The organism is Campylobacter sp. BCW_6460 (assembly GCF_001762705.1).
Classification (GTDB): domain Bacteria; phylum Campylobacterota; class Campylobacteria; order Campylobacterales; family Campylobacteraceae; genus Campylobacter_D; species Campylobacter_D jejuni.
Genome location: NZ_MJXI01000004.1, coordinates 41,812 through 67,756 on the forward strand (window position 1 = coordinate 41,812; position 25,945 = coordinate 67,756).

General features: G+C 30.5%; 23 protein-coding genes and 2 pseudogenes. 12 read left to right on the forward strand and 13 right to left on the reverse strand.

Features of this window, described 5'->3' with window-relative positions:
* Position 1: 1 nt before the first annotated feature.
* From pflB to der, 5 genes are read right to left on the reverse strand one after another with little or no spacing between them, the layout of a single operon-like run.
* Entirely contained in the window at positions 2 to 2,464 is a 2,463-nt protein-coding gene (gene pflB / locus AJ881_RS03115) for a motility protein PflB (protein ID WP_052858552.1), read from the reverse strand.
* Positions 2,465 to 2,473: 9 nt separating this feature from the next.
* The gene (gene serS / locus AJ881_RS03120) at positions 2,474 to 3,709 is read right to left on the reverse strand and encodes a serine--tRNA ligase (protein WP_070283006.1); all 1,236 of its coding nucleotides are present in this window, start codon (positions 3,707 to 3,709) and stop codon (positions 2,474 to 2,476) included.
* Between the two features lie 10 nt (positions 3,710 to 3,719).
* On the reverse strand, positions 3,720 to 4,679 hold the full coding sequence (gene trpS / locus AJ881_RS03125) for a tryptophan--tRNA ligase (RefSeq protein WP_070283005.1): 960 nt from the start codon (positions 4,677 to 4,679) through the stop codon (positions 3,720 to 3,722).
* Entirely contained in the window at positions 4,676 to 5,173 is a 498-nt protein-coding gene (locus AJ881_RS03130) for a shikimate kinase (RefSeq protein WP_083259463.1), read from the reverse strand. The genes trpS and AJ881_RS03130 overlap by 4 nt, the downstream gene beginning before the upstream one ends.
* Entirely contained in the window at positions 5,160 to 6,542 is a 1,383-nt protein-coding gene (der, locus tag AJ881_RS03135) for a ribosome biogenesis GTPase Der (RefSeq protein ID WP_052858546.1), read from the reverse strand. The genes AJ881_RS03130 and der overlap by 14 nt, the downstream gene beginning before the upstream one ends.
* Positions 6,543 to 6,642: 100 nt before the next feature.
* Between der and AJ881_RS03140 the strand changes: the two genes are divergently transcribed.
* The 7 genes and pseudogenes from AJ881_RS03140 to AJ881_RS03170 all read left to right on the forward strand — a co-directional run bounded on the left by AJ881_RS03140 (position 6,643) and on the right by AJ881_RS03170 (position 11,443).
* Positions 6,643 to 7,575, forward strand: coding sequence for a DMT family transporter (locus AJ881_RS03140; protein ID WP_002877515.1), 933 nt, complete (start codon positions 6,643 to 6,645; stop codon positions 7,573 to 7,575).
* On the forward strand, positions 7,572 to 8,387 hold the full coding sequence (gene kdsA / locus AJ881_RS03145; RefSeq protein WP_070283002.1) for a 3-deoxy-8-phosphooctulonate synthase: 816 nt from the start codon (positions 7,572 to 7,574) through the stop codon (positions 8,385 to 8,387). Before AJ881_RS03140 ends, kdsA begins: the two co-directional genes overlap by 4 nt.
* Positions 8,384 to 8,848: a 6,7-dimethyl-8-ribityllumazine synthase gene (gene ribE, locus AJ881_RS03150; RefSeq protein ID WP_002870785.1), complete on the forward strand. Its 465-nt coding sequence runs from the start codon at positions 8,384 to 8,386 to the stop codon at positions 8,846 to 8,848. The genes kdsA and ribE overlap by 4 nt, the downstream gene beginning before the upstream one ends.
* Positions 8,848 to 9,246, forward strand: coding sequence for a transcription antitermination factor NusB (gene nusB / locus AJ881_RS03155; protein ID WP_002854405.1), 399 nt, complete (start codon positions 8,848 to 8,850; stop codon positions 9,244 to 9,246). Before ribE ends, nusB begins: the two co-directional genes overlap by 1 nt.
* Positions 9,243 to 9,920, forward strand: a pseudogene (gene pyrF / locus AJ881_RS03160) (orotidine-5'-phosphate decarboxylase); the annotation flags it as partial. The gene nusB and the pseudogene pyrF, both read left to right, overlap by 4 nt.
* A 57-nt stretch (positions 9,921 to 9,977) precedes the next feature.
* The gene (gene msrP / locus AJ881_RS03165; protein WP_070285338.1) at positions 9,978 to 10,871 is read left to right on the forward strand and encodes a protein-methionine-sulfoxide reductase catalytic subunit MsrP; all 894 of its coding nucleotides are present in this window, start codon (positions 9,978 to 9,980) and stop codon (positions 10,869 to 10,871) included.
* Positions 10,871 to 11,443: a ferric reductase-like transmembrane domain-containing protein gene (locus AJ881_RS03170; RefSeq protein WP_070282999.1), complete on the forward strand. Its 573-nt coding sequence runs from the start codon at positions 10,871 to 10,873 to the stop codon at positions 11,441 to 11,443. The genes msrP and AJ881_RS03170 overlap by 1 nt, the downstream gene beginning before the upstream one ends.
* Here AJ881_RS03170 and AJ881_RS03175 read toward each other — a convergent pair.
* From AJ881_RS03175 to rpsU, 8 genes are all read right to left on the reverse strand, one after another.
* Positions 11,408 to 13,120, reverse strand: coding sequence for an AAA family ATPase (locus tag AJ881_RS03175; RefSeq protein WP_002861139.1), 1,713 nt, complete (start codon positions 13,118 to 13,120; stop codon positions 11,408 to 11,410). The two genes, AJ881_RS03170 and AJ881_RS03175, sit on opposite strands and share 36 nt — an antisense overlap.
* Complete coding sequence (locus tag AJ881_RS03180; protein ID WP_070248568.1) at positions 13,120 to 13,944, reverse strand: hypothetical protein; 825 nt, start codon at positions 13,942 to 13,944, stop codon at positions 13,120 to 13,122. Before AJ881_RS03180 ends, AJ881_RS03175 begins: the two co-directional genes overlap by 1 nt.
* A 10-nt stretch (positions 13,945 to 13,954) precedes the next feature.
* A complete protein-coding gene (locus AJ881_RS03185) occupies positions 13,955 to 14,431 on the reverse strand; it encodes a hypothetical protein (RefSeq protein WP_002861137.1) in 477 nt (158 codons plus the stop codon).
* Positions 14,432 to 14,439: 8 nt separating this feature from the next.
* Entirely contained in the window at positions 14,440 to 14,931 is a 492-nt protein-coding gene (locus AJ881_RS03190; protein WP_002861136.1) for a YajQ family cyclic di-GMP-binding protein, read from the reverse strand.
* Positions 14,921 to 15,856 carry a D-2-hydroxyacid dehydrogenase gene (locus tag AJ881_RS03195; RefSeq protein WP_070282997.1) on the reverse strand — a complete coding sequence of 312 codons (936 nt, stop codon included), beginning with the start codon at positions 15,854 to 15,856 and terminating at the stop codon, positions 14,921 to 14,923. Before AJ881_RS03195 ends, AJ881_RS03190 begins: the two co-directional genes overlap by 11 nt.
* A 3-nt stretch (positions 15,857 to 15,859) precedes the next feature.
* Positions 15,860 to 17,029 carry a glutathionylspermidine synthase family protein gene (locus tag AJ881_RS03200; RefSeq protein ID WP_070240011.1) on the reverse strand — a complete coding sequence of 390 codons (1,170 nt, stop codon included), beginning with the start codon at positions 17,027 to 17,029 and terminating at the stop codon, positions 15,860 to 15,862.
* A gap of 9 nt (positions 17,030 to 17,038) precedes the next feature.
* Positions 17,039 to 17,644, reverse strand: coding sequence for a UPF0323 family lipoprotein (locus AJ881_RS03205; RefSeq protein ID WP_044778507.1), 606 nt, complete (start codon positions 17,642 to 17,644; stop codon positions 17,039 to 17,041).
* Between the two features lie 115 nt (positions 17,645 to 17,759).
* Entirely contained in the window at positions 17,760 to 17,972 is a 213-nt protein-coding gene (gene rpsU, locus AJ881_RS03210; RefSeq protein ID WP_002780697.1) for a 30S ribosomal protein S21, read from the reverse strand.
* A 158-nt stretch (positions 17,973 to 18,130) separates the two neighbouring features.
* On the opposite strand from rpsU, the pseudogene ccoG reads away from it, so the two are divergent.
* From ccoG to cmeC, 5 genes and pseudogenes are all read left to right on the forward strand, one after another.
* Positions 18,131 to 19,508 (forward strand): annotated as a pseudogene (gene ccoG, locus AJ881_RS03215) (cytochrome c oxidase accessory protein CcoG).
* A complete protein-coding gene (cmeR, locus tag AJ881_RS03220) occupies positions 19,495 to 20,127 on the forward strand; it encodes a multidrug efflux system transcriptional regulator CmeR (RefSeq protein WP_002861132.1) in 633 nt (210 codons plus the stop codon). Before ccoG ends, cmeR begins: the two are co-directional and overlap by 14 nt.
* A 94-nt stretch (positions 20,128 to 20,221) precedes the next feature.
* On the forward strand, positions 20,222 to 21,334 hold the full coding sequence (gene cmeA / locus AJ881_RS03225) for a multidrug efflux RND transporter periplasmic adaptor subunit CmeA (RefSeq protein ID WP_070233645.1): 1,113 nt from the start codon (positions 20,222 to 20,224) through the stop codon (positions 21,332 to 21,334).
* Complete coding sequence (gene cmeB, locus AJ881_RS03230; RefSeq protein ID WP_083259462.1) at positions 21,334 to 24,456, forward strand: multidrug efflux RND transporter permease subunit CmeB; 3,123 nt, start codon at positions 21,334 to 21,336, stop codon at positions 24,454 to 24,456. Before cmeA ends, cmeB begins: the two co-directional genes overlap by 1 nt.
* Positions 24,449 to 25,927 carry a multidrug efflux transporter outer membrane subunit CmeC gene (gene cmeC, locus AJ881_RS03235; protein ID WP_070282991.1) on the forward strand — a complete coding sequence of 493 codons (1,479 nt, stop codon included), beginning with the start codon at positions 24,449 to 24,451 and terminating at the stop codon, positions 25,925 to 25,927. The genes cmeB and cmeC overlap by 8 nt, the downstream gene beginning before the upstream one ends.
* The last annotated feature ends 18 nt before the right edge of the window (positions 25,928 to 25,945 follow it).

The window sequence follows — 25,945 nt, forward strand, 5'->3', positions numbered from 1 at the left end:
TTTAGTTGTTATTGATATCAAAAGTAAAAAATTCACTCTTAAAATTATTAGGTAAAGTTTTATACTGAGATATCGCAGCTTCATAGTTCTTTACTTCTTGATACAACATACCAAGAGCTGCTTTACTTTCTTTGTTATTTTTATCTGTAAGTTTAGAAAGCTGCAAAAGCGCTATAGCTGAATTTGGATTATTTGCACCTACGGCTGCTACGGCTGCTAAAAATAAAGTTTTAGTATCTTTAGCTCCATAATCATCAATCAAAGAATTATAAAGCGCATAAGCCTCCTCGTATTGCTGTGCAAAAATATCCAAATAAGCTAAAGTTTGTAAAATACCCTCATCTTTTGCTCCTGAAACATTAATCAACTCTTTAAATTTCTGTCTTTCTAAATTTAAAAGCCCTGCAATATGCATTAAATTAACATAAAATTCCCTAGCTATATTTGGCCCACCAAAAACACTACGATAATCAAGCTTTAAATTTTTAAAATGAATTTGAGCATTTTGAGCATATTCTTTAATATTTAAATTTGAATTTAAAGAATTAAAATACAAAATATTTGCCAAAATATCTTCAGGTAACTCTGAACGCAATTTAGCAATTTTCACATCTACTTGATTATTAAGGTTATTATTTTTAGCAACAATAGCTTCAAAAATCAAACTCAAAGGCGTGTCTTTTTTTGTTTCATCTAAATAAGGAAGCATAGAAATATAATTATTATTAACTAAAAACAACATACTTTTTTGCATATTAGCTTTAAAATTAGAATCAGCAGCTATATTATCAAGAATTTCATTGTAAAGTTTAGTTGTATCAATATCAATTAATTTTGCACAAAACATAGCAAAAGCACCTGCTAAGTAATTTTTAGGATTAAGATGATATGAACTTGAAAAATGCTTATAAGCAAGTTCATAATTTTGCATTTGGGCATAGGTTAAAGCCAAATTATAATGTAAAATACTATGTTCTGGATAATCCTTGATAAGTTTTTGAAATTCTTGGTTAGCAAGGCGTAACTTCTGATTTAATGCATAGTTAATAATATTGGCAATTTTTACATTGGTAGATGAAAGAGCTTTGCTTGCATTAAGATAAATTCCCGCATCAGTACTATCATCTACGAAATCTGTAACATTAGCTTTTTTAATATACAAAGCAGCCTGCTTACTATCAAACACTTGATAAGGTGCAAAATAAAAAAGTAAATCGAATTGATCTTTTTGTTTTTTTAACAAATCTTTTGAAAAAGAATTTTGAGCAACTGCTATATTAAAAAGATCCTTATTTAAACGAACTTGAATTTTATAAGTATCTAAAATCTTATATCTATCTTTATCATTATCATAAGAATTTTGCAAGCGTGCTAACATATCTTGATAATTTCCTGTTTTAATATCAACCAATGTTAAAGCCGCCAAACTCTGATTAAAATCTCTTTCAATTTTCATCGCTGTACTTAAAGCGACTTTAGCTTTAGCATATTCTCCTATTCTAGCGTATAAAAGACCTAAAGATAAACTAGATTCAAAATTGCCTTGAGAATTTAATTGCTGTATAGCCTTGGAATCAAAGTCCATTTTTGCATAAATTTTAGCAGACAAATACTTTGCAACATCAGAATACGGCTCCACATCTGTTCTTTGTAACATTTGTAAGGCCTCAGGGTAATATCCTTTGTAATAATTAATCAAGCTTAAATAATAATCATATAATTTTGATTTTCCTTCTTTTGGAAGATACACTTGAGCTAAATCAATATAATATCTAAATTTTTCCTTATCATTAAGCTTTAAAGCACAAACAGCAGCATTGATAGCAGCTACACTTTGATTTTCTCCATTGGCTATAGCTTTCTTGAAGCTTTCAAAAGCTTCTTGGAATTTATTCTCATTCATTTGAGAAACGCCTAAATTATAATTAGATAAAGATTCATTATATACGGCAACTTGCTCATAAACTTTTAAAGCCTGTTCAACTTCACCCTTTAAATATAAAGCATTTGCTTTTTGGATCATACCATCAATTCTTTGCATATCATTGTATTTATATGATTCATCAGGCATAACAACAGGTTGTTCTAAAGGCTTAGAAGCTATAATATCTGGTTTAATTTTTCCTTCACTAAAAGTTAAATAAAAAAGTGTAAAAACTAAAATACAAATAATCCCCAAAGATAAACCCACAAGAGACATAAACTTACGATCTTTATACCAAGGCGTAGGCTCTTGACTTTCAACTTCTTCAAAAGTTGATACATCTTCAGGCGCACTTTCTCTTGTAAATTTAAAACCACTCTCACTATTTTCTTGAGGTAATTCTTCTGGCAATGATGCAAATTCTTCATCTTCTGGAGCTTGCCCCTCTTGCCCCTTAAATCCCTCTAAACTCTCATCGAGTCTTGGTTGATTTAAGCCATCTTCAGGTTTTTCTAGTATTATATCTTCTTGTTCAGCCATCTATACTCTTTAAAAATATTTTTTCAAAGCATCAGGAATATGAATTTTTCCTTCTTTATCTTGATAATTTTCCATAATCGCTACCAAAGTTCTTCCTACCGCTAAAGATGAGCCATTAAGAGTATGGACGAGTTCATTTTTTCCTTGTTCGTTTTTATAGCGAATTTTAGCGCGTCTTGCTTGAAAATCACGACAATTTGAAACCGAGCTGATCTCACGATATTTATTTTGTCCTGGAAGCCACACTTCAAGATCTACAGTTTTTGCCGCACTAAAACCCAAATCTCCGGTACAAAGCATCAAATGTCTATGCGCTAAACCTAAAGAACTCAGTAAATCACTTGCACACTCAAGCATTTCATTAAACACGCTATCACTTTGCTCAGGTTTAGTGATACTTACAAGCTCTACTTTTTCAAACTGGTGTTGTCTTATAATACCTCTTGTATCACGCCCTGCACTGCCTGCTTCTTTTCTAAAACAAGCGCTATAACAAGTCATTTTTATCGGTAAAGTTTCACTAGCTAAAATTTCTCCACTATAAAGATTGGTTACTGGAATTTCAGAAGTTGAGATCAAATACAAATCCTCATCATCTACCTTATACATATCTTCTTTAAATTTTGGCAACTGACCTGTCCCAAACATAGTAGCACCATTTACCAAAAAAGGCACATTAACAAATTCAAATCCACGACTTCTATTAAAATCTATCATATAATTTACCAAAGCACGGCTTAATAAAGCTCCTTCGTTCTTAAGCACACAAAAACGGCTTTGTGAAATTTTTACCCCACGCACAAAATCAAGCCAATTTAAACTCTCACCTAATTCAAAATGTTCTTTTGGAATAAAATCAAAGCTAGGCGGATTTAATACTTTTTTAAGCTCCACATTTTCATCTTCATCTTCACCCACAGGCACAGACTCATCAGGAATATTTGGGATGGCATGAGCGATTTCCTCAAGCTCATTTTCTAAAGCATTTACTTTAGCGCTTTGCTCATTAATTTTGCTTTTATTTTCGCTTAATTTTGCTTTTAAACTTTCTTTATCTTCGGCTGTAGCAAGCTCTTTGCTGAATTTATTTTGAAAAGCTTGAAATTCTTCTAAAGCTGTTTTTTCTTTTTTTAAACTTGCAAAAAGTTCAGCAAGTTTTTTTAAGATATTTTCATCAACTTTTTTATTTTTTAACTTTTTAGCCACTTCATCAAAATTATTTTGCAAATTTTTTAAATCTAGCATTTTCTACTCCTTAAAATCCGATTTTTTCATAAATTTTTTGCATTTTTTCTTGGGCAATTTTTCTTGCTTTTGTCGCACCAAAATCCAAAATTTCTTTCAAATGCAAAGGCTTTTCTAAAAGCTCATTGTATTTTTCTCTTGCTTCTTTAAAATAAGCATTTACAAGCTCGTTTAAATACATTTTAAAATGTCCATAACCCTCACCACCTTTTTCATAGCGTATTTGTAATTCTTTTTGCCCTGCTTCATCTAAAAAAAGCTTTGCGATTTTAAAAACATTGCAGTTTTCATGATCTTTTGGATCTTCTAAAGCGGTACTATCTGTAACTATGGAAGAAATTTGTTTTTTTAAGGTTTTTTCACTGCTAAAAATATCTATAGTATTTTGATAAGATTTACTCATTTTTGCTCCATCAGTACCCACAACTACAGCTACTTCTTCATTAACTCTCGCTTCTGGAAGGGTAAAAATTTCACCCCATTCATTATTAACTTTTAAAGCAATATCGCGTGCGATTTCAACATGCTGGATTTGATCTTTTCCTACAGGGACAATTTGTGTATCAAAAAGTAAAATATCAGCTGCCATTAAAACAGGATAAGAAAAAAGCCCATGTGAAGCACTAAGCCCCTTGGCAACTTTATCCTTGTAACTATGCGCACGCTCTAATAAACCCATAGGAGTAAATTGCGATAAAATCCAATAAAGCTCCATAACTTCCTTAACGTCACTTTGCAACCAAAAAACGCTTTTTTGAGGATCTATACCAAGGCTTAAAAAAGCCGCAGCAGCTTTTAAGGAATTTTGTTTAAGTTTTTCTCCATCTTGAGAAGAAGTCATGGCATGATAATTAGCAATAAACATAAACATTTGGCTTTTTTCTTGTGCACCTACCATTTGTTTAATCGCACCAAAATAATTACCTATATGCAAATCGCCACTTGGCTGAAGCCCTGTTAATACTCTCATTTTATCACCTTTTTAATCTCGCTTAAAAGCTCATCTATATTTTTATTTTCTATATTTAAAACAAAATTTGCCTTTTGTTCATACTTGCTTAAACGCTCATTATATAATTTTTTTGCTTTAATTTCATCATAAAACAAAGGTCTTTTAGAAATTTCATTTTCATCTAAACGCTTTTTTAAATATTCAAAACTTGCTTTTAAATAAATACAAAAACCTGCTTTTTCTAAATTTGAAACATTAACAAAACCCCCACCTGTAGCAATACAAGTTTTCTCACAAGAACTAAAAAAATCAGCCATTTTTTGCTCTTGTTCTCTAAAAAAATTCTCCCCTTTTTGCGCAAAAATTTCACTGACTTTTTGATTAAATTTTTGTTCTATTAAAAAATCACTATCTAAAAAAACAAGATCTAAATCCCTAGCTAAAGCTCTTGCTAAAGTGCTTTTTCCAGAACCCATAAATCCTATAAAAACGATATTTTTAACTTTCATCATTTTCTTTACTGCCCTTTTTACGCGAAGCAATCACTAAAGGCACACCTTCGAAATTAAATTCTTTTCTGATTTGATTTTGCAAATAACGCTTGTAGCTAAAATGCAAGGCCTTAGGACGATTCATAATAAGTGCAATTTTTGGCGGTGCTAAGTCATATTGTACTGCATAATAAATTTTAACCAATTTCCCATAATCATGCGGCAAAGGATGTGCTCTTGTGGCATTTTCTATCAAGGTATTAAGCTTAGAAGTTTGGATTTTTTGAGTAAAATTTTCAAAAATTTGCAAAATTTTATCGAGTAAAACATGCACCCTTTTTCCACTTAAAGCTGATACACTAATCACGGGTGCGTAAGCTAGAAATTTAAAACGATCAAGACGCAATTCTTTTACAGTCTTATCAAAATCCATCTCACTTTTATCCCATTTATTTAAAACAATAATCACACCCAAATAATGCTTAGCCACAAGCCCAGCAATGCGTTCATCAAGCTCGTTAAAGCCCTCATGCGCATCTAAAACCAAAAGTGCTATTTGAGAATGAGATAAAATTTTTTCCGTGCGATTTAGTGCAAAGCGTTCGAGTCCTTGAATTTTACCCCTTTTTCTAATACCTGCAGTATCAACAAATTCTATCACTTTATCTTTATGAACTACACTTTCATTAACAGGATCTATAGTAGTTCCTGCGATAGAACTTACAACACTGCGTTCTTGCTTAACCAAAGCATTTAAAAGACTTGATTTTCCAACATTTACACGCCCTACAATACCCACTCTGATATGATTTTGATCGACTTCTTTAAATTGAAATTCTTTTCCTTCTTCATAATGCTCTAAAAAATCTTCTAAATTTTCTTCTTCATCGGGGATTAAAAACTCTTCATGTAAAAATTTTTCAAGCCATTCATAAAGTTCATCTAAGCCTACATTATGAGTTACTGAAAGATTAAAGATTTCCTTTACACCAAAATTTACAAACTCCCAAGCCCTTTCTTCATCTTTTTTATTATCTACTTTATTAATCACTAAGGCTATAGGTTTTCCAAGTTTTTTTAAAGAATAAAAAAACTGTCTATCCTCATCATCAGGTGCTAATTTTCCATCAACTAGATAAAGTATGATATCGCTTTCTTTGGCTACTTTTAAAGTGTTTTTTTTCACATTTTTAAAAAGTTCATCACTTTCATCAAGCCCTCCACTATCAATAAGCATGGCTTTTTTTGAATTAATATGAATTTCTGTTTTATTTGTATCTCTAGTTGTGCCTGAAATATCACTTGTAATAGCTATTCTTTGTCTTGCCATTCTATTAAAAAGACTTGATTTTCCAACATTTGGCTTACCTATAAGTATAATGCTTTGCATTTTTTTCCTAGAAAATTATATTTTTAAAATTATATAAAATTTGGCTTAATATTAAGCAAAAAAAGACTAGAATTAACCCATATTTTAGTCAAGGAAAAAAATGCTAAAAGTAATCAAGCATAATTTAGGAATTTATTTCATGATTTTAGCATGTTTGGATTTTGCACTTATGGGAGCTTGTGCAAAAATTCTTAGCAAGGAAATGAGTTCTATAGAAATTATGTTTTTTAGAAATATCATAGGAATTTTTTTCATAGTCTATCTTTTAAAACGATCTAAGGCACATAAAGAAGGGGGACATTTTTGGCTCTTGGTATTTCGTGGAGTAGTAGGCACGCTTTCACTATATATGTTTTTCTATAATGTTTCAAATATTACACTAGGTGGAGCTTTTGCTTTTCAAAAAACTGCTCCTATTTTTATTACTTTAATAGCTTTTGTTGTTTTTAAAGAAAATATTGGCATCAAAGGCTGGATAGGAATTTTAATAGCATTTGGTGGAGTGCTTTTAATTGCTCAGCCTTGGGCTCATAATTTAAATCATTCAGGCTTTGATTTAAAAAATTCAGTTATAGGTATCACGAGTGGATTTTTAGCCGCTTTAGCTCTTACAAGCGTAAGAGAACTTAGAAAATCTTACACTACAGAACAAATTGCCTTTTCTTTTATCCTTTTAGGAACCTTAATGCCTTTAATTTCTATGATCAGTGCTGAATTTTTTGAACCACAGCATCTTGATTCTTTACATTTAGATTTCATTCTAGCACCTTTTGTGATGCCAAGTCTTACAGCTTGGCTTATCATTGCCATTATGGGAACTTTAGGCACCATTTATCAAATTCATGTCACTAAAGCTTATGGTATCGCTAAACAAGCAGGAGTGGTTGCCGGAGTTAGTTATCTTGATGTAGTATTTAGCATGATAGTTGGGATAATTTTAGGAGATAATTTACCAAGTACTATGGTTTTTTTAGGTATAATAGGCATTATTTTTGGTGGATTAATTTTAGTTAAGAACAAAGGAAAAAAATGAAAAAAATGATACTCATTGCTGGTCCTTGTGTGATAGAAAGCAAAGATTTGATTTTTAAAGTTGCCGAACAATTAAAAAATTTTAATGAAAACCCAAATATAGAATTTTATTTCAAATCAAGTTTTGATAAGGCCAATCGCACAAGTATTAATTCTTTTCGAGGTCCTGGTCTTGAAGAAGGATTAAAAATTTTACAAAGCGTAAAAGATGAATTTGGTATGAAAATCTTAACCGATATACACGAAAGCAATCAAGCAGCAGCGGTAAGTGAAGTAGCTGATGTCTTGCAAATTCCTGCTTTTTTATGTCGTCAAACCGATTTACTTGTAGCCGCAGCAAAAACTAAGGCAAAAGTTAATATCAAAAAAGGGCAATTTTTAAACCCAAGCGATATCAAATACAGCGTTAAAAAAGTTCTACAAACCCGTGGTATAGAAGATGAAGGCTATGAAGCTGCTCAAAAAAATGGTATTTTTGTAGCTGAAAGAGGAGCTAGCTTTGGCTATGGAAATCTAGTAGTAGATATGCGTTCTTTAGTTATTATGCGTGAATTTGCTCCAGTTATTTTTGATGCTACCCATAGTGTACAAATGCCAGGGGCTGCAGGTGGAAGTAGCGGGGGAAAAAGCGAATTTGTAGAACCTTTAGCAAGAGCGGCAGCAGCCGTAGGCATAGATGGCTTTTTCTTTGAAACACATATTAATCCTTGCGAGGCTTTATGCGATGGACCTAATATGCTTAATCTTACACACCTTAAAAATTGCGTTAATATATTACTAGAAATACAAAATATCATAAAGGAAAACAAATGAATATTATTGAAGGAAAATTAAATTTAGACTCAAATACAAAAATTGCTATCATTAATGCAAGATTTAACCATATCATCACAGATCGCCTTGTAGAAGGAGCAAAAGATGCTTTTTTAAGACACGGAGGCAAAGAGGAAAATCTAAGCCTTATACTTGTTCCTGGTGCTTTTGAGCTTCCGTATGCGTTAAAAAAAGCTATAGAAAGCAAAAAATTTGATGCAATTTGTTGCGTAGGTGCAGTAATTCGTGGCTCAACTCCGCATTTTGACTATGTTTCAGCAGAAACCACCAAAGGCATAGCCAATGTGAGTTTAAATCATAATATCCCTGTAAGCTTTGGTGTTTTAACTACAGATACAATAGAACAAGCCATAGAAAGAGCTGGAAGCAAGGCAGGTAATAAAGGCTTTGAAGCTATGGCAACTGTAATTGAGATGTTAAATTTAAGCAAGGAGCTTTAATGGCAACGCGTCATCAAGTTCGCCAAAGCGTCATCTCCTTACTTTATGCTTTTGAATTAAATTCTCAAAACAACGTTTTTGTAGATGAAATTTTAGATGAAAAAAAAATACGCAATGAACAAAAAAATTTTACTTTAAATTTATATCATGGAATTTTAGATAATTTAAACAATATTGATGAAACCTTAAATTCATTTCTAAATGATAATCAAATTACAGCTTTAGGACATGTAGAAAGAGCTATACTAAGACTTGGAGCTTATGAGTTACTTTTTACCGATACTCCTAGTGCCATTGTTATCAATGAAGCTATAGAACTTGCCAAAGAACTTGCTAATGACAATTCTCCAAAATTTATAAATGGAGTTTTAGATGCCTTAATAAAGGCTAAAAAATGAAGCTTTGTGTCGCACTTGATCTTTCTACAAAAGAAGAATGCTTACAACTTGCTAAAGAATTAAAAAATTTAGACATATGGTTAAAAGTAGGTTTAAGAGCATATTTAAGAGATGGTTTTAAATTCATAGAAGAACTTAAAAAAGTTGATGATTTTAAAATATTTCTTGATCTTAAAATTCATGATATTCCCAACACTATGGCAGATGCTTGCGAAGAAATATCAAAACTTGGTGTTGATATGATCAATATCCACGCAAGTGCTGGAAAAATAGCCATGCAAGAAGTTATGACACGGCTTAGCAAATTTTCAAAAAGACCATTAGTTTTAGCAGTTTCTGCTCTTACGAGTTTTGATGAAGAAAATTTCTTTAGTATTTATAGGCAAAAAATCGAAGAAGCTGTAATTAATTTTTCAAAAATATCCTATGAAAATGGACTTGATGGTATGGTATGCTCTGTTTTTGAAAGTAAAATCATCAAAGAACACACCCAAAGAAATTTCTTAACTCTCACTCCAGGAATTCGTCCATTTGGAGAGAAAAATGATGATCAAAAACGCGTCGCTAATTTAACAATGGCTAGAGAAAATTTAAGCGATTTTATAGTAGTTGGACGCCCTATTTATAAAGATAATAACCCTAGAAAAATTTGTGAAAAAATTCTACAAGAAATTTAATAATCATTATCCTTGTTATATTTTAATAATAAAAATTTTTAATAAGGAAAAATTATGATTATAACTCCTGAGAATTTATATAAAAAAAGAAGAGATTTTTTAAAACTTGGAGCAGGTGCTTTAATAAGTTCAAGCGTGCTTACTTCTAAACTATCTGCTTTAAATTTCACAAACGATACTAATCCAAACAAACTTGAAATCAGCGATGAAGAACTGGCTACAAATTATGTTAATTTTTATGAATTTTCAACAGACAAAAAAAAGGCTGTATCATTAGCACAAAATTTCAACACTCAAAATTGGAAAATCGATATCAGTGGAGAAATAGAAAAACCTTTAACTCTAAGCATGGAAGATATTTTAAAATTCCCTCTAGAAGAAAGAATTTATCGTTTTCGCTGTGTTGAAACTTGGTCTATGGTGGTACCTTGGGTAGGCTTTGAATTGCGTCGTTTGATTGAAATGGCAAAGCCTACAAGCGAAGCAAAATTTGTTAAATTTACCACTCTTTTAGATAGGAGTCAATTTCCCGATCAAGACGCTTTATTTCCAACTATAGACTATCCTTATGTAGAAGGACTTCGCATGGATGAAGCTATGCATCCTCTTACCTTGCTTGCAGTAGGAATGTATAAAAAAGCCTTAAAGCCTCAAAATGGCGCTCCAATACGCCTTGTTGTTCCTTGGAAATATGGCTTTAAAAGTATTAAATCCATAGTTAAAATAGAATTTACCAAAGAACAGCCTAAATCCACTTGGGAAAGTTACGCTCCAAACGAATATGGTTTTTATGCCAATGTCAATCCTAATGTCTCTCATCCTAGATGGTCTCAAGCTAACGAGAGGACTTTAGGAGATTTCTTTACCAAGCCTACTTTAATGTTTAATGGCTATGAAAAAGAAGTAGCAAGTTTATATAAAAACATGGACTTGAAAGTGAATTTTTAATGCAGACAAAATACTTTAAATTTCTTGCTTATTTTGGCTTTATCATAAGTTTAATCTATGGCTTTTATCATATCATAAAAGCCTTTGATTTTGTAAAAGAAGCCTATATTTACACTGGAATATTTGCTTTAATCTTTTTAAATTTAAGTCTTTTATTTTCTTTACTTAAATTTAAAAAAACAAAAAATTATCCTAAAATTTTAGGTATTTTTGCAACTTTTTGGGCGATTTTACACTTTTTAAATTATTTTATTTTTGATAGAAATGCTCAAATTTTAAAGCTTTTTGATGATATTTCACATCGTTTATTAGAAGTAAGTGGATTTATCGCATTTTTAATCATATTTTTAATGCTTTTAAGTTCTTTTAAAATCTTTAAAAAACTTAGTAAAATCAGAAAACTAGGATATTTAAGCTTAGTTTTGGCAAGTTATCATTATTTTTTAACTCCAAAAGTTCCTATGTTTTGGGAATGGAGTGCTTTAATTGTAGCTTTGTTTTATTTTATAGTTCGCTATACAAAAACATTAAAAAAGTTAAAATCCAACAATCTTACTTTTATCAAAACTTGAATTTAATTCTTTTTGTATGCTTTCTATAAAATCTTGCATTTTAAAAACCCCATCTTGTGATACAGCTACTTTCAAAGCTGTATTCTTCACCACCATTAAAATTTGTGCTCCACTTAATTCATAATTTGATAAAATATTTATATCAAAATCTTTTTCAAATAATGCTTTTTTAGGTAGAAATTTTTCCCAAATTTTAAGCCTATCTTTAAAATCAGGTTTTTTAAATTCTATCTTATAATCAAATCTTCTTGAAAATGCACTATCTAAGCTTTCTAAAAAATTTGTCGTAGCGATAATCACACCGCTAAAACGCTCAATTTGCTCTAAGAATATATTTTGCATTTGATTATGCATTTTATCGCTACCACTACTTCCATCTACACGCGTACTTAAAAACTGATCGGCTTCATTGAGAAGTAAAATAGGACTTTGTTTGCAAGTTTGCACGATATTTTTATAGGTATCAAAAATTTTTCTTACATTTTGTTCACTCTCTCCAACCCATTTGCTCAAAATTTTAGAACAGTCAAAACTAAGAACAGATTTTTTCATTGATTTAGCCATAGCTAAAGCTGACATAGTTTTTCCAGTACCAGCAGGACCATAAAAAATAATTTTAGCTTCTATATTTTTATTGCTCTTTATACCCCAAGAATGAAGTCTTTCTAGGACTTTTTTATCTTGTTGTTTTAAAATATTTTCTAAAAGCTCTTTTGTATTTTCAGGCATAATAATATCATTGATGTCAGTGCTTGGTTCTATAAGCTCGAAAATATCTTGATCTTTTAAAACACTTTCAATTTTGATTTTTTTACTTTGTTTTGGTTCAAAATTTATAATTCTTTGTAAAATTTCATCAATAATAAAAAAACTTTTAGAAATATCTCCAAAAGCATTTAAATATTCATCATACTCGATTAAGTTTAAAAGAGGAGCATTTTCTTGTAATAGTTTTTTATTTTTATGCCTTTCTAAATCATTTTCACTGATTAAAGAAAGTAAAGAATTCATTTCTCTAGAAATCGAACTTTCATTACTTAAGGCGTATTCTTCTTTTAAAAGTGCTAGAAAAATAATTTGTTCTTTATGTTCAAGATTGTATTCTTTAAAAATATCAGCTAATACATTATAAAATTTACTTTTTTTTAGTCTTTCTTTGATATGTTTTTCATAAAGTTTAATTTGATTTTTTATTTCACTATTATAAGCACTTTTTTGTATAAAACTTAATCTTTCGTATAATTGAATACGCACAAATTCATCTTTTAAATATTCTAAATAATCTGCATAAGCCTCTTGTTTCTCAAAGTTTAAACGAGGTTTTGCTTCTAAAAATTCTAAAAAATATTCACTTAGACTAAGCTCGCTTTGCAATAAGGCAAGAGTTAATGTTTGAGTTTTATTATTTTCTAAACTTTTAAAAAAACTCGAATTTTGATTTACAAAACCTCTTTCGATAAGTTTTTTTAAATCCTCCAAAGCATCAAGATAAAGATACTTATCATTTCCAAAAATTGTCGATAATAAAGTAAAGGCATTGATAGAAGAAATAGAAACGACATAATTTCTACAAAGTTCTCTAAGAATCAAAGCCTCATTTTTAGCACACTTAAGCTCTTTATAAATTTGAGTATCTTCTATATTTTTCAAACTTAAAAAATTTTTTAATTTTTCCATTATTTTTTAAATTCCTTAAGCTCATCTTCGTTAAATTCTACGCAAATATTTTCATCTAAAAAATGACCTTCAAAAGGTAGATAACAAATTTTTAGTTTTCCATTATTAAGCAAAAAATTATTATTAAATTGTAAATTTTGCAGATCTTCAAAACACTCATCACATGTATTTTTAAGCTTCTCATGTAAAAGATTTTGAAATTTTTGATTTTCAGTATTATACAAATCATTTAGTTTTACAAACGCGTGAGCATTAATATCATAAACAAAATTATTTAACTCTAAAATAGCACGACTCATGCCATCTTCATAAAAATAATACCATTCTTCAAAACTAATTTTTCCATCTTGTAAAAAAATAGGTTTTTGGCGAATTTGTTCAAAGCTAAATACACTCTTATGAACAGGATGAAATTCTTTAAAATCATCATTAAAACCTATAAAATCAAGACTACGCTTTATACGAATGCCATCTTGCGTTTCAATAAGTTCTAAAGTAGTCGTTCCTAAATTTTCTCCTTGAAAATTTTTATTATCATATGTAAGCATTTTAGAAGAATTGATTTTATATTTTTTACGCTCATCCTGCCAAAAATCATTTGTCTTAAAGAGTGGAATCTCTAAATTTCCATTTATATCATCAACAATTAAAAAACTAGAACTTGTTTGATTTTTATCCCTGTCAAAAAGTGGAGTCATAGGTGCATTATCATAAACTATGGCAAAAATTTCTTTATCCTGCAAATGATAAAAATACAATTCACCTTTATAAACTTGTGCTAAAGCTAGATTTACAAAGCAAAATACCAGTAAAAAAAATTTCAAACTCTATCCTTCAATTTTGAATATGCGTTAAGATAATTTTAGTATGTGAAATTTTATCAAAAAAACTTACTTTATTATCACAAACTTGATAAAAAATTTCATAATTTTTTGCTTTTAAATTTTGCTCAAAACCACAATCAGTTTTTTCTAAATTTTTACCCTGCCATAAAGCATTTGCCTTTAAAATATCACTTAAAATATCATCATAATATACATTTTTAAAAAATTTTTGATTAAACACTTTTTTATCATAACACACTGCATTGATGCAAATTTTATCCTTGATTTTGAGTTCAAAAAAAGCTTGCCCTAGTTTATAAACTTCCAAATTTAAAGCATTATTTTCTTTTTTTAAAAAAGCTGCATCATTGATTTTTATCATAGGAGAAGCAATCAAAACCATCAAGCTTTGACTTGAAAAATTTTGATTTTTCACACTACAAGCACAAAGAAAAAAAACAAAACATAGAGCTAAACAATGTTTCAAATTTAACCTTATTTGAGATTTTTAAAACTGATATTTAACTCTAAATCAAGCTCTTTTACAAGCTTCATCACAGCTTGTAAATCATCGATTTGTTTTGCTACAACACGAATTTCTTCACCACGAATCGAAGAGTTAACTTTAAGCTTGCTATCTTTAATAGCTTTATTGATTTTTTTAGCATTTTCACTATCAATAGCATCGTTTGCTTTCAAATTTAAACGAAACATTGCTCCACTTTCACGAGAAAGCTCTTTAATAGCATTAGGATTAATTCCTCTTTTGATAAGTTTAGAAATCACTATATCTTTTAGAACATCAAGTTTTCCTTCACTAGAAGAACTGAGTTTAAAAATACTCTCTTTTTCGTTTAAATCAATCTCACACTTAATTCCTTTTAAGTCATAACGACTATCAAGTTCTTTTTTAGCTTGTTCAAAAGCATTTTTTAACTCTTGCTTATCTAAAGCTGCTGAAATATCAAAACTATGTTCACTTGCCATTTTCTATCCATTCTTTTAAATTATTATAAACTATATCCATTAAAGCATTTAAAGCTTCCTTACTCGCCCATGCAACATGAGGGGTGATAATAAGATTTTCTTTATTTTTAATGCTTAAAAGCGGATGATTTTTCATCATAGGTTCAATTTCTAAAACATCAAGCCCTACACGAATATTTTTTTCATCTATGATTTTAGCTAAATCATTTTCATTGATAATCCCACCTCTTCCTACATTAATCAAAATCGCATTATCTTTTAAAAGCTTTAATTCTTCAAAGGTGAGTAAATTTTTAGTTTTTTCATTTAAAGGTGCATGGATACTTATAATATCACAAATTTTTAATAAATCTTTTAATTCCAAATGTATAAAATCTGCGTTTTTATTAGCTCCACTCGTAGAATAATAATAAATTTCAGCTCCAAAAGCCTTTGAAATTTTTGCCACTTCTTTACCTATAGTTCCTAAGCCTATAATACCATGTTTTTTACCGCTTAAGGTGTTTAAAATTCTGCTATAATCTGTAAAAATAGGACTTTCACACCATTTACCCTCTTTACTCCATTTGTCATAATAAAGCACTTGATTTAAAAAAGCAAACATAAATGCAAAAGTATGTTGTACAACACTCATGGTAGAATACCCAGCAGCATTTTTTACAATAATACCTTTTTCTTTAGCATACTCAATATCGATATTATTAACCCCTGTAGCAGTTTCTAAAATGAGTTTTAAATTTTTACAAGCATCAATCACATCTTTATCAATTACAACCTTGTTTGTCATGGCGACATTAGCATCTTTTAAACGCTCTATGGTTTGCTCTTTATTTGTTGTAGTATAAATTTGTAAAGAACCAAATTTTTCAAAAACACTTAAATCATAATCCCCTAAAGTTGCCGCATCTAAACAAACAATTTTCATTTTTCAATCCTTTATGATATGTCCTACAAATTTAGAATAATTATCAAGCACAAGACCACCTTTTCTAAATCCTAAACCACACCCTTCATAGGCAAAGAAAACACCTGCTTGATAGTATTCGTTTTCACATGAATTAAACTCTACATATTCTTGATAAATAGCCTTATTATTCCCGTAAGGACCTACATTCTCATGCAAAGTTTTTCCATCTTTAATTATACTGATATTTGCACCTTCTCTACCAAAAACAGGTTTTTTAACATAGTTTTTACCCTCTAAAGGAGTATCTTTTGTTTCTAAAAGTAAAGGATGATTTGGATAAAGTTCCCATAAAATTTTTAAAATTCCCTTAGATTGAAATAAAAGCGTATAAGCAGGATTTAAAATAATTGCTCTTTGATTACGCATAATTTGAGTTAAAAGCATGGCAAGTTCACCCTCTTCTATGGCTATATCTTCCCAAGGAATAAGCTTAAACCAATACTCATAATTTTCGCCCTCTTTAAAAATACCCTCTTCGCTAAATTCCACCTCATCCACAAAGGAAAAATTAGTTTGAAAACCTGCTTCATTGGCTATATGAGAAAGTAATTTTGTAGTGATTTCTTCTTCTTTACTTCCTACAACACTTGAAAAAAGAATTTTCCATCCTTGATAATGCTCTTCAAACCCTTCAACACTTTCATCAAGGGTAATAAGTCTTTTAAAATTATCCATCAAACTTTCATAAATGCTGTTAAATTGTGCGCTTTCATCCATTCCATTTTGTTTTAAAAGCGCCCATTGTAAAATCGCACTTTCAAAAAGAGCAGTAGGGGTATCAGCATTAAATTCTATAAGTTTTATAGGCTTACCATCAAGTCCACCCGCTAAATCAAAACGCCCATATAAATGCCAATGAACCTCATTTTCCCAACTCATCTTAATCGCATCAATAAGATTAAAAGGAATTCCAAGCTCATCAAAACGATCATTATCAATCACTTCTTGCGCTGCAGCAATAAACATATCATAAAGCTCATTTACCGCTTCATAATAAGCATTAGCTTCACTTTCCTTAACACAAACTAACTTATTGCTAATATAATCACTTCCATCTTCATCTGTATGCCAAGAAAAACCTATATTTTCTAAATAATCTTTTTGAAGTTTGTCTACTTGTAATAATTGCATTATTTATCCTTAAGAACCAAAAGAAGAACTAGAACTTGCAGCTTTAGAGCCTCCACCAAAAAAGCCTGATTTTTTAGCGCTTGAGGTAGAACTCGTTGAGCCTGCTTTATTAAAACTATTCACACTTCTTTGATAAGCACTTTGATTTGAAAAAGCACCGCGTTGTTGATTAGCAAAATTTTGATTATTGAAAAGTTTTGAACCTATCCAACTTCCCAAAATAGCACCTGCAGCACTTGCAAGTAAAGTTTCTCCTAAACTCAATCCTCCGCTACTGATTTGTCCATTGTCTTTAGTTAAATTTGAAGTTCCATTATCAATTTTAGCTGCTTCTTCTTTAATCAAAGCATCCATTTCTTCTTTGGATAAAATTCTTTCTGTACCATTAAGATCTTTTAAAACTACCCTTGTTTCATCACTTGGATATTGATCTTTGATTTTATACTGCCCTGGAGCTGTTTCTTCGATAATTACAAAAGCTCCTTGAGCATTAGCTGCTTGATTTAAAGTATCTGCATTGTCATTATTACTTCCACAACCTGCTAAAGCACCTCCAGCAACAGCTGCTAAACCACCTATCATACCAATTTGAATGATTTTTTTGATTTTTTTCATAAGTTTATCCTAAAAACAGAAAATCTAGATTAGAAATTTTAACAAAAAATAATAAATACTTTTTAATACCAAATGAAGTTTGCAGATATAAAAAAAGCCCTTTCGGGCTTTTGGGTTAGAGTCTTGACTCGTAGCGTCTAAGCATATAAAGTCTTTTAAGCATTTTTTTGCGTGCTGAAATTTTTTGTTTTTTGCGAATTTCAGTCATAGGCTCGAAAAATCTTCTTGCTCTTACTTCAGTTACAACTAGATTTCTATCTACTTGTTTTTTGAATTTACGATACGCTTCATCAAAAGACTCGTTAGGATGCACCTTGATTCCTGGCACAGTCCTCACCACCTTTCTGTGTAAATTTTTGTTGTGAAATATAATTATAAAACACTTCTTATTAATTCTAACTTAGAAAGCATTTAAAAATTGTTTTAGTTTTTATCGGTTATAATCCTTAATTACAAAGTGCTAAAAATTATAATTAAGGTCTAAAAATGCAAGGACACATTACAAACTATACAAAAAAACGATATTTTGTATATTTAATTGCAAGTATTATCATATTTGCCCTACCTTTCATAAGAATTAATGAAAATCATTTTTTTCTTTTAAGTTTTGATCATTCTAAATTAAACCTATTTTTTATTTCTTTTTCAACACAAGAATTTTATCTCATGCCTTTTGTTCTTATATTTCTTTTTTTATTTATTTTTTTTATTACAACTTTAGGTGGAAGAATTTGGTGTGCTTGGAGTTGTCCACAAACAATTTTTAGAGTTATATATAGAGATATCATACAAACTAAAATTCTTAAAATTCGCAAAAATATCAATAACAAACAAAAAGAATATGAGGGACAATATTTTAAAAAATTTCTTGGAGTAATAATTTTTTATTTTATATCTTTAGTTGCTGTTAGTAATTTACTTTGGTACTTTATTCCTCCTGAAGATTTTTTCAATTATATTCAAAATCCTGGTGAGCATCTACTTTTACTTGGAGTTTTATTTTGTGCTAGCTTACTTTTTACTTTGGATATTACCTATTTACAAGAAAAATTTTGTATTTATGTCTGTCCTTATGCAAGAATACAATCTGTAATGTTTGATCATGATACAATGCAAGTGATCTACGATGAAAAACGCGGGGGTTTGATTTATGATGGACACATCAAACTTCATAAAAAACCGCCTGAAGGAGAATGCATAGGTTGTGAAGCCTGTGTTAGCATCTGTCCAACTCATATTGACATACGCAAAGGAATGCAACTTGAATGTATTAATTGTCTTGAATGTGCCGATGCTTGTTCTAAGGTACAAAGCAAATTTAATCGTCCAAGTTTGATCAATTGGACAAGTGCAAAAGCTATTGAAACGCGTTCTAAGGTTCATTATTTAAGATTTAGAACGATAGCATATTTTATAGTTCTTTTAATTGCTTTATTGGCTTTAATTATCATGGGAAGCAAAAAAGAAAGCATGCTTTTAAATATCAATCGTAGTAGTGAATTATATAATATTTCAAATGTTAAAGGTAAATTAGTCATTTCAAATGCTTATACCTTTTTGTTTCAAAATACAGATTCTAAACCTCATGAATATTATTTTACAGCAAATTTAGAAGGAATAAATGATGGAATTGAAATCATAAGACCAAACAAACCTTTTAAATTAAAAGCAGGAGAACAAGTTAAAAAAATAGTTGTTATCAAAGCTACAAAAAATTTAGCAAACAACGATAAAAAAGATGTAATCTTTCCTTTACATATAAAAGCTTATGCAAAAGATAATGAAAAAATTTCGGTTTTTAGAAAAAGTATATTTGTATACCCCAAAAACACTCTTACAAAGGATAAAAAATGAACTCAAATAGAACACCATCACAAAAAGTTTTAGCTAGACAAGAGAAAATCAAAGCAGTGGCCTTAGAACTTTTTTTAACAAAAGGTTACCAAGAAACAAGTCTGAGTGATATTATTAAATTATCCGGAGGATCTTATTCTAATATTTATAATAGTTTTAAAAGCAAAGAAGGATTATTCTTTGAAATTTTAGATGACATATGTAAAAAACATTTTCATCTTATTTATTCCAAAACACAAGAAATTGAAAATGGTACTTTAAAAGAAATTTTAACTTCTTTTGGTTTAACTTTTATAGAAATTTTTAATCAACCAGAAGCTGTAGCTTTTGGTAAAATTGTTTATTCTCAAGTTTATGATAAAGATAGACACCTTGCTAATTGGATAGAAAACAATCAACAAAATTTTTCCTATAACATACTTATGGATTTTTTTAAGCAACAAAATAATTCTTATATGAAAAAAAATGCAGAAAAACTTGCTGTTCTTTTTTGTACTATGTTAAAAGAACCTTATCATCATCTTAATGTTTTAATTAATGCTCCTTTGAAAAATAAAAAAGAACAAAAAGAACATGTTGAATTTGTTGTAAACGTTTTTCTAAATGGGATCAATGGTTCCAAAGCTTAAAAAATAATTTTATTAACCAAAATTAAGATATAATTAGCCAAAAATTTTTGTAATAAATATTACAATTTTTAATTTAATTTTTCAAGGCAAAACCATGAAATTATTTCAAAACAATACTATTTTAACTATTTTAGCTTTAAGTGTTGTGCTTTTACTCACTGCTTGTAGCAAAGAAGAAGCACCAAAAATACAAATGCCGCCTCAACCTGTAACAACAATGAGTGCTAAATCTGAAGATTTGCCACTTAGTTTTACTTATCCTGCTAAACTTGTCAGTGATTATGATGTTATTATAAAACCTCAAGTTAGTGGCGTAATAGTAAATAAACTTTTTAAGGCTGGAGATAAGGTAAAAAAAGGACAAACATTATTTATTGTAGAGCAAGATAAATTTAAAGCTAGCGTTGATTCAGCTTACGGACAAGCTTTAATGGCTAAGGCAACTTTTGAAAACGCGAGCAAGGATTTTAATCGTTCCAAGGCTCTTTTTAGCAAAAATGCAATCTCTCAAAAAGAATACGACTCTTCTCTTGCTACATTTAATAATGCAAAAGCTAGTCTAACAACTGCTAGAGCACAACTTGCAAATGCAAGAATTGATCTAGATCATACCGAAATAAAAGCTCCTTTTGATGGTACTATAGGAGATGCTTTAGTTAATATAGGGGATTATGTAAGTGCTTCAACAACTGAACTAGTTAGAGTTACAAATTTAAATCCTATTTACGCAGATTTCTTTATTTCAGATACAGATAAACTAAATTTAGTCCGCAATACTCAAAGCGGAAAATGGGATTTAGACAGCATTCATGCAAATTTAAATCTTAATGGAGAAACCGTTCAAGGCAAACTTTATTTTATTGATTCCGTTATAGATGCTAATAGTGGAACAGTAAAAGCCAAAGCTGTATTTGATAACAACAACTCAACACTTTTACCGGGTGCTTTTGCAACAATTACTTCAGAAGGTTTTATACAAAAAAATGGCTTTAAAGTGCCTCAAATAGCTATTAAACAAGATCAAAATGATGTTTATATTCTTCTTGTTAAAAATGGAAAAGTAGAAAAATCTTCTGTACATATAAGCTACCAAAACAATGAATACGCTATCATTGACAAAGGATTACAAAATGGCGACAAAATCATTTTAGATAACTTTAAAAAAATTCAAGTTGGTAGCGAAGTTAAAGAAATTGGAGCACAATAATGTTTTCTAAATTTTTTATCGAAAGACCTGTTTTTGCTTCAGTTGTTGCAATTATCATTTCTTTAGCTGGAGTCATCGGTCTTACAAATTTACCCATAGAACAATATCCTTCTTTAACTCCTCCTACGGTTAAGGTAAGCGCAACTTACACAGGAGCTGATGCACAAACCATTGCTTCAACGGTTGCAAGTCCTATCGAAGATGCAATCAATGGTGCAGATAATATGATTTATATGGATTCAACTTCAAGTTCTTCAGGAACTATGAGTTTGACTGTCTATTTTGATATCGGCACAGATCCCGATCAAGCCACTATAGATGTTAATAATAGAATTTCAGCTGCAACTGCAAAAATGCCAGATGCAGTTAAAAAACTTGGAGTAACTGTTAGAAAAACTTCTTCAGCAACACTTGCTGCAATTTCTATGTATTCAAATGATGGTTCAATGAGTGCAGTGGATGTATACAACTACATCGCTTTAAATGTTTTAGATGAGTTAAAAAGGGTTCCGGGAGTTGGGGATGCAAACGCTATAGGAAATCGTAATTATTCTTTAAGAATTTGGCTAAAACCTGATTTATTAAATAAATTTGGAATCACAGCTACTGATGTAATTTCTGCGGTTAATGACCAAAATGCTCAATACGCAACTGGTAAAATTGGCGAAGAGCCCGTAACTCAAAAATCCCCTTATGTTTATTCAATCACTATGCAAGGAAGACTACAAAATCCTAGCGAATTTGAAAATATTATTTTAAGAACAAATGATGATGGATCATTTTTAAGACTTAAAGATATAGCTGATGTAGAAATAGGATCACAGCAATACAGCTCACAAGGACGATTAAATGGCAATGATGCAGTTCCGATTATGATCAATCTTCAATCAGGGGCAAACGCATTGCATACAGCAGAACTTGTTCAAGCTAAAATGCAAGAACTTTCAAAAAATTTCCCAAAAGGTTTGACATATAAAATTCCTTACGATACAACAAAATTTGTAATAGAATCAATCAAAGAAGTTGTTAAAACTTTTGTTGAAGCTTTAATTTTAGTTATTATTGTTATGTATATGTTCTTAAAAAATTTCCGTGCAACCCTTATTCCTATGATAGCTGTACCTGTTTCATTATTAGGAACTTTTGCTGGACTTTATGTTTTAGGCTTTAGTATTAACTTGCTTACGCTTTTTGCCTTGATTTTAGCTATAGGGATTGTTGTAGATGATGCGATTATAGTTGTGGAAAATATCGATAGGATTTTACACGAAAATGAACAAATAAGCGTAAAAGATGCTGCTATCCAAGCGATGCAAGAAGTTAGCTCTCCGGTTATTTCAATTGTTCTTGTACTTTGTGCTGTTTTTATACCCGTTTCTTTTATATCAGGTTTTGTTGGAGAAATTCAAAGACAATTTGCCCTTACCTTAGCAATATCTGTAGCCATATCAGGCTTTGTTGCTCTTACTTTAACACCTTCTTTATGCGCACTATTTTTACGACGTAATGAAGGAGAGCCATTTAAATTTGTAAAGAAATTTAATGATTTTTTTGATTGGAGTACTTCTGTATTTAGCACAGGAGTAGCATATATTTTAAAAAGAACCATTCGCTTTGTTTTAATTTTTTGTATTATGCTTGGGGCAATTTTTTATCTTTATAAAGCTGTACCAAGCTCTTTAGTTCCTGAAGAAGATCAAGGTTTGATGATTGGCATTATTAATCTTCCTTCGGCTTCAGCACTTCATAGAACAATCTCAGAAGTTGATCATATAAGTCAAGAAGTTTTAAAAACCAATGGAATTAAAGATGCAATGGCTATGATAGGATTTGATCTTTTTACAAGCTCATTAAAAGAAAACGCTGCTGCAATGTTTATAGGCTTGCAAGATTGGAAAGATAGAAATGTGAGTGCTGATGAAATCGCCATGGAACTTAATAAAAAATTTGCTTTTGATCGCAACGCTTCAAGTATATTTATAGGTCTACCTCCTATACCTGGATTAAGTATCACAGGTGGCTTTGAAATGTATGTTCAAAACAAAAGTGGAAAAAGTTATGATGAAATACAAAAAGATGTAAATAAACTTGTTGCTGTAGCCAACCAAAGAAAAGAACTATCAAGAGTAAGAACAACCCTTGATACAACTTTCCCTCAATACAAGCTTATAATTGATAGAGATAAATTAAAACACTACAATCTTAACATGCAAGATGTTTTTAACACAATGAATGCAACTATAGGCACTTATTATGTTAATGATTTTTCTATGTTAGGTAAAAACTTCCAAGTAAATATCCGTGCAAAAGGTGATTTTAGAAATACACAAGATGCATTAAAAAATATTTTTGTAAGATCAAACGATGGAAAAATGATACCACTTGATTCTTTCTTAACTTTACAAAGAAGTTCAGGGCCTGATGATGTAAAACGATTCAACCTTTTCCCAGCGGCACAAGTTCAAGGTCAACCCGCACCAGGTTATACTTCAGGTCAAGCTATAGAAGCGATTGCTCAAGTAGCAAAAGAAACTTTAGGGGATGATTATTCCATAGCTTGGAGTGGATCAGCCTATCAAGAAGTTTCTAGCAAAGGAACAGCAAGCTATGCTTTTGCTTTAGGGATGATATTTGTCTTCTTAATTCTAGCTGCCCAATATGAAAGATGGCTTATACCTTTAGCAGTTGTAACAGCTGTGCCTTTTGCAGTATTTGGATCATTTTTATTGGTATATTTAAGAGGATTTAGCAATGATATATATTTTCAAACAGGACTTTTGCTCTTGATTGGACTTTCAGCTAAAAATGCTATCTTGATCGTAGAATTTGCAATGGAAGAGCGCTTTAAAAAAGGCAAAGGAGTTTTTGAAGCAGCTGTTGCAGCAGCAAAACTTCGTTTTCGTCCTATCATAATGACTTCTTTGGCATTTACTTTTGGGGTCTTGCCAATGATTTTCGCAACAGGAGCAGGAAGTGCTTCAAGACACTCTTTAGGAACAGGGCTTATTGGTGGAATGATCGCAGCATCAACTTTAGCGATATTCTTTGTGCCTTTATTTTTCTATCTTTTAGAAAATTTTAATGAATGGCTAGATAAAAAAAGAGGTAAGGTTCATGAATAAAATAATTTCAATTAGCGCTATAGCAAGTTTTACTCTTTTGATTTCAGCTTGCTCTTTAAGTCCAAATTTAAATATTCCCGAAGCAAACTATAGCATTGATAATAAGCTTGGGGCCTTATCCTGGGAAAAAGAAAACAATAGCTCTATCACAAAAAATTGGTGGAAAGATTTTGATGATGAAAATTTAAATAAAGTGGTTGATTTAGCACTTAAAAATAATAATGATTTAAAACTTGCCTTCATACACATGGAACAAGCTGCCGCTCAATTAGGCATAGATTTTAGCAGTTTGTTGCCAAAATTTGATGGTAGCGCAAGCGGAAGTCGTGCAAAAACAGCTATAAATGCTCCAAGCAATCGAACCGGGGAAGTAAGTTACGGTAATGATTTTAAAATGGGGCTTAATTTAAGCTATGAAATCGATCTTTGGGGAAAATATCGCGATACATATCGTGCCTCAAAATCAGGCTTTAAGGTAAGTGAGTATGATTATGAAGCTGCAAGACTTTCTGTCATTTCAAATACGGTTCAAACTTATTTCAATCTTGTAAATGCGTATGAAAATGAAAATGCTCTTAAAGAAGCTTATGAATCTGCAAAAGAAATTTATAGGATTAATGATGAAAAATTTCAAGTTGGTGCTGTAGGTGAATATGAACTTGCTCAAGCAAGAGCCAACTTAGAAAGTATGGCTTTACAATATAATGAAGCAAAATTAAATAAAGAAAATTACCTTAAAGCTTTAAAAATTTTAACTTCAAATGATTTAAATGACATACTTTACAAAAATCAAAGCTATCAAGTTTTTAATCTTAAAGAATTTGACATTCCAACTGGAATTTCAAGCACTATCTTGCTTCAACGTCCAGATATTGGCTCTTCTTTAGAAAAATTAACTCAGCAAAATTATCTTGTTGGAGTAGCTCGCACGGCTTTCTTACCTAGCCTTTCTTTAACAGGATTATTGGGATTTGAAAGTGGGGATTTAGATACCTTGGTTAAAGGAGGTTCTAAGACTTGGAATATAGGTGGAAACTTTACTCTGCCTATTTTTCATTGGGGTGAAATTTACCAAAATGTAAATTTAGCTAAGCTTAATAAAGATGAAGCTTTTGTAAATTATCAAAATACTTTGATTACTGCTTTTGGAGAAATTCGCTATGCTTTAGTAGCTAGAAAAACTATACGCTTACAATACGATAACGCACAAGCAAGCGAACAATCTTATAAAAGAATCTATGAAATTGCTAAAGAACGCTATGATATAGGAGAAATGTCTTTGCAAGATTATTTAGAGGCACGTCAAAATTGGCTTAATGCTGCGGTTGCTTTTAATAATACTAAATATTCTTATGCCAATTCCATAGTAGATGTAATCAAAGCATTTGGTGGAGGATTTGAGCAAAGCGAAGATATGAGTAAAAATATAAAAGAAGAATCAAAAAATTTAGATATGTCTTTTAGAGAATAGTTTATTCTATTCTCTAAA

Coding starts and splice junctions, on each gene's coding strand:
- pflB (WP_052858552.1), bottom strand. CDS start 2,464: ATGGCTGAACAAGAAGATATAATACTAGAAAAACCTGAAGATGGCTTA.
- serS (WP_070283006.1), bottom strand. CDS start 3,709: ATGCTAGATTTAAAAAATTTGCAAAATAATTTTGATGAAGTGGCTAAA.
- trpS (WP_070283005.1), bottom strand. CDS start 4,679: ATGAGAGTATTAACAGGGCTTCAGCCAAGTGGCGATTTGCATATAGGT.
- AJ881_RS03130 (WP_083259463.1), bottom strand. CDS start 5,173: ATGATGAAAGTTAAAAATATCGTTTTTATAGGATTTATGGGTTCTGGA.
- der (WP_052858546.1), bottom strand. CDS start 6,542: ATGCAAAGCATTATACTTATAGGTAAGCCAAATGTTGGAAAATCAAGT.
- AJ881_RS03140 (WP_002877515.1), top strand. CDS start 6,643: ATGCTAAAAGTAATCAAGCATAATTTAGGAATTTATTTCATGATTTTA.
- kdsA (WP_070283002.1), top strand. CDS start 7,572: ATGAAAAAAATGATACTCATTGCTGGTCCTTGTGTGATAGAAAGCAAA.
- ribE (WP_002870785.1), top strand. CDS start 8,384: ATGAATATTATTGAAGGAAAATTAAATTTAGACTCAAATACAAAAATT.
- nusB (WP_002854405.1), top strand. CDS start 8,848: ATGGCAACGCGTCATCAAGTTCGCCAAAGCGTCATCTCCTTACTTTAT.
- msrP (WP_070285338.1), top strand. CDS start 9,978: ATGATTATAACTCCTGAGAATTTATATAAAAAAAGAAGAGATTTTTTA.
- AJ881_RS03170 (WP_070282999.1), top strand. CDS start 10,871: ATGCAGACAAAATACTTTAAATTTCTTGCTTATTTTGGCTTTATCATA.
- AJ881_RS03175 (WP_002861139.1), bottom strand. CDS start 13,120: ATGGAAAAATTAAAAAATTTTTTAAGTTTGAAAAATATAGAAGATACT.
- AJ881_RS03190 (WP_002861136.1), bottom strand. CDS start 14,931: ATGGCAAGTGAACATAGTTTTGATATTTCAGCAGCTTTAGATAAGCAA.
- AJ881_RS03195 (WP_070282997.1), bottom strand. CDS start 15,856: ATGAAAATTGTTTGTTTAGATGCGGCAACTTTAGGGGATTATGATTTA.
- AJ881_RS03200 (WP_070240011.1), bottom strand. CDS start 17,029: ATGCAATTATTACAAGTAGACAAACTTCAAAAAGATTATTTAGAAAAT.
- AJ881_RS03205 (WP_044778507.1), bottom strand. CDS start 17,644: ATGAAAAAAATCAAAAAAATCATTCAAATTGGTATGATAGGTGGTTTA.
- cmeR (WP_002861132.1), top strand. CDS start 19,495: ATGAACTCAAATAGAACACCATCACAAAAAGTTTTAGCTAGACAAGAG.
- cmeA (WP_070233645.1), top strand. CDS start 20,222: ATGAAATTATTTCAAAACAATACTATTTTAACTATTTTAGCTTTAAGT.
- cmeB (WP_083259462.1), top strand. CDS start 21,334: ATGTTTTCTAAATTTTTTATCGAAAGACCTGTTTTTGCTTCAGTTGTT.
- cmeC (WP_070282991.1), top strand. CDS start 24,449: ATGAATAAAATAATTTCAATTAGCGCTATAGCAAGTTTTACTCTTTTG.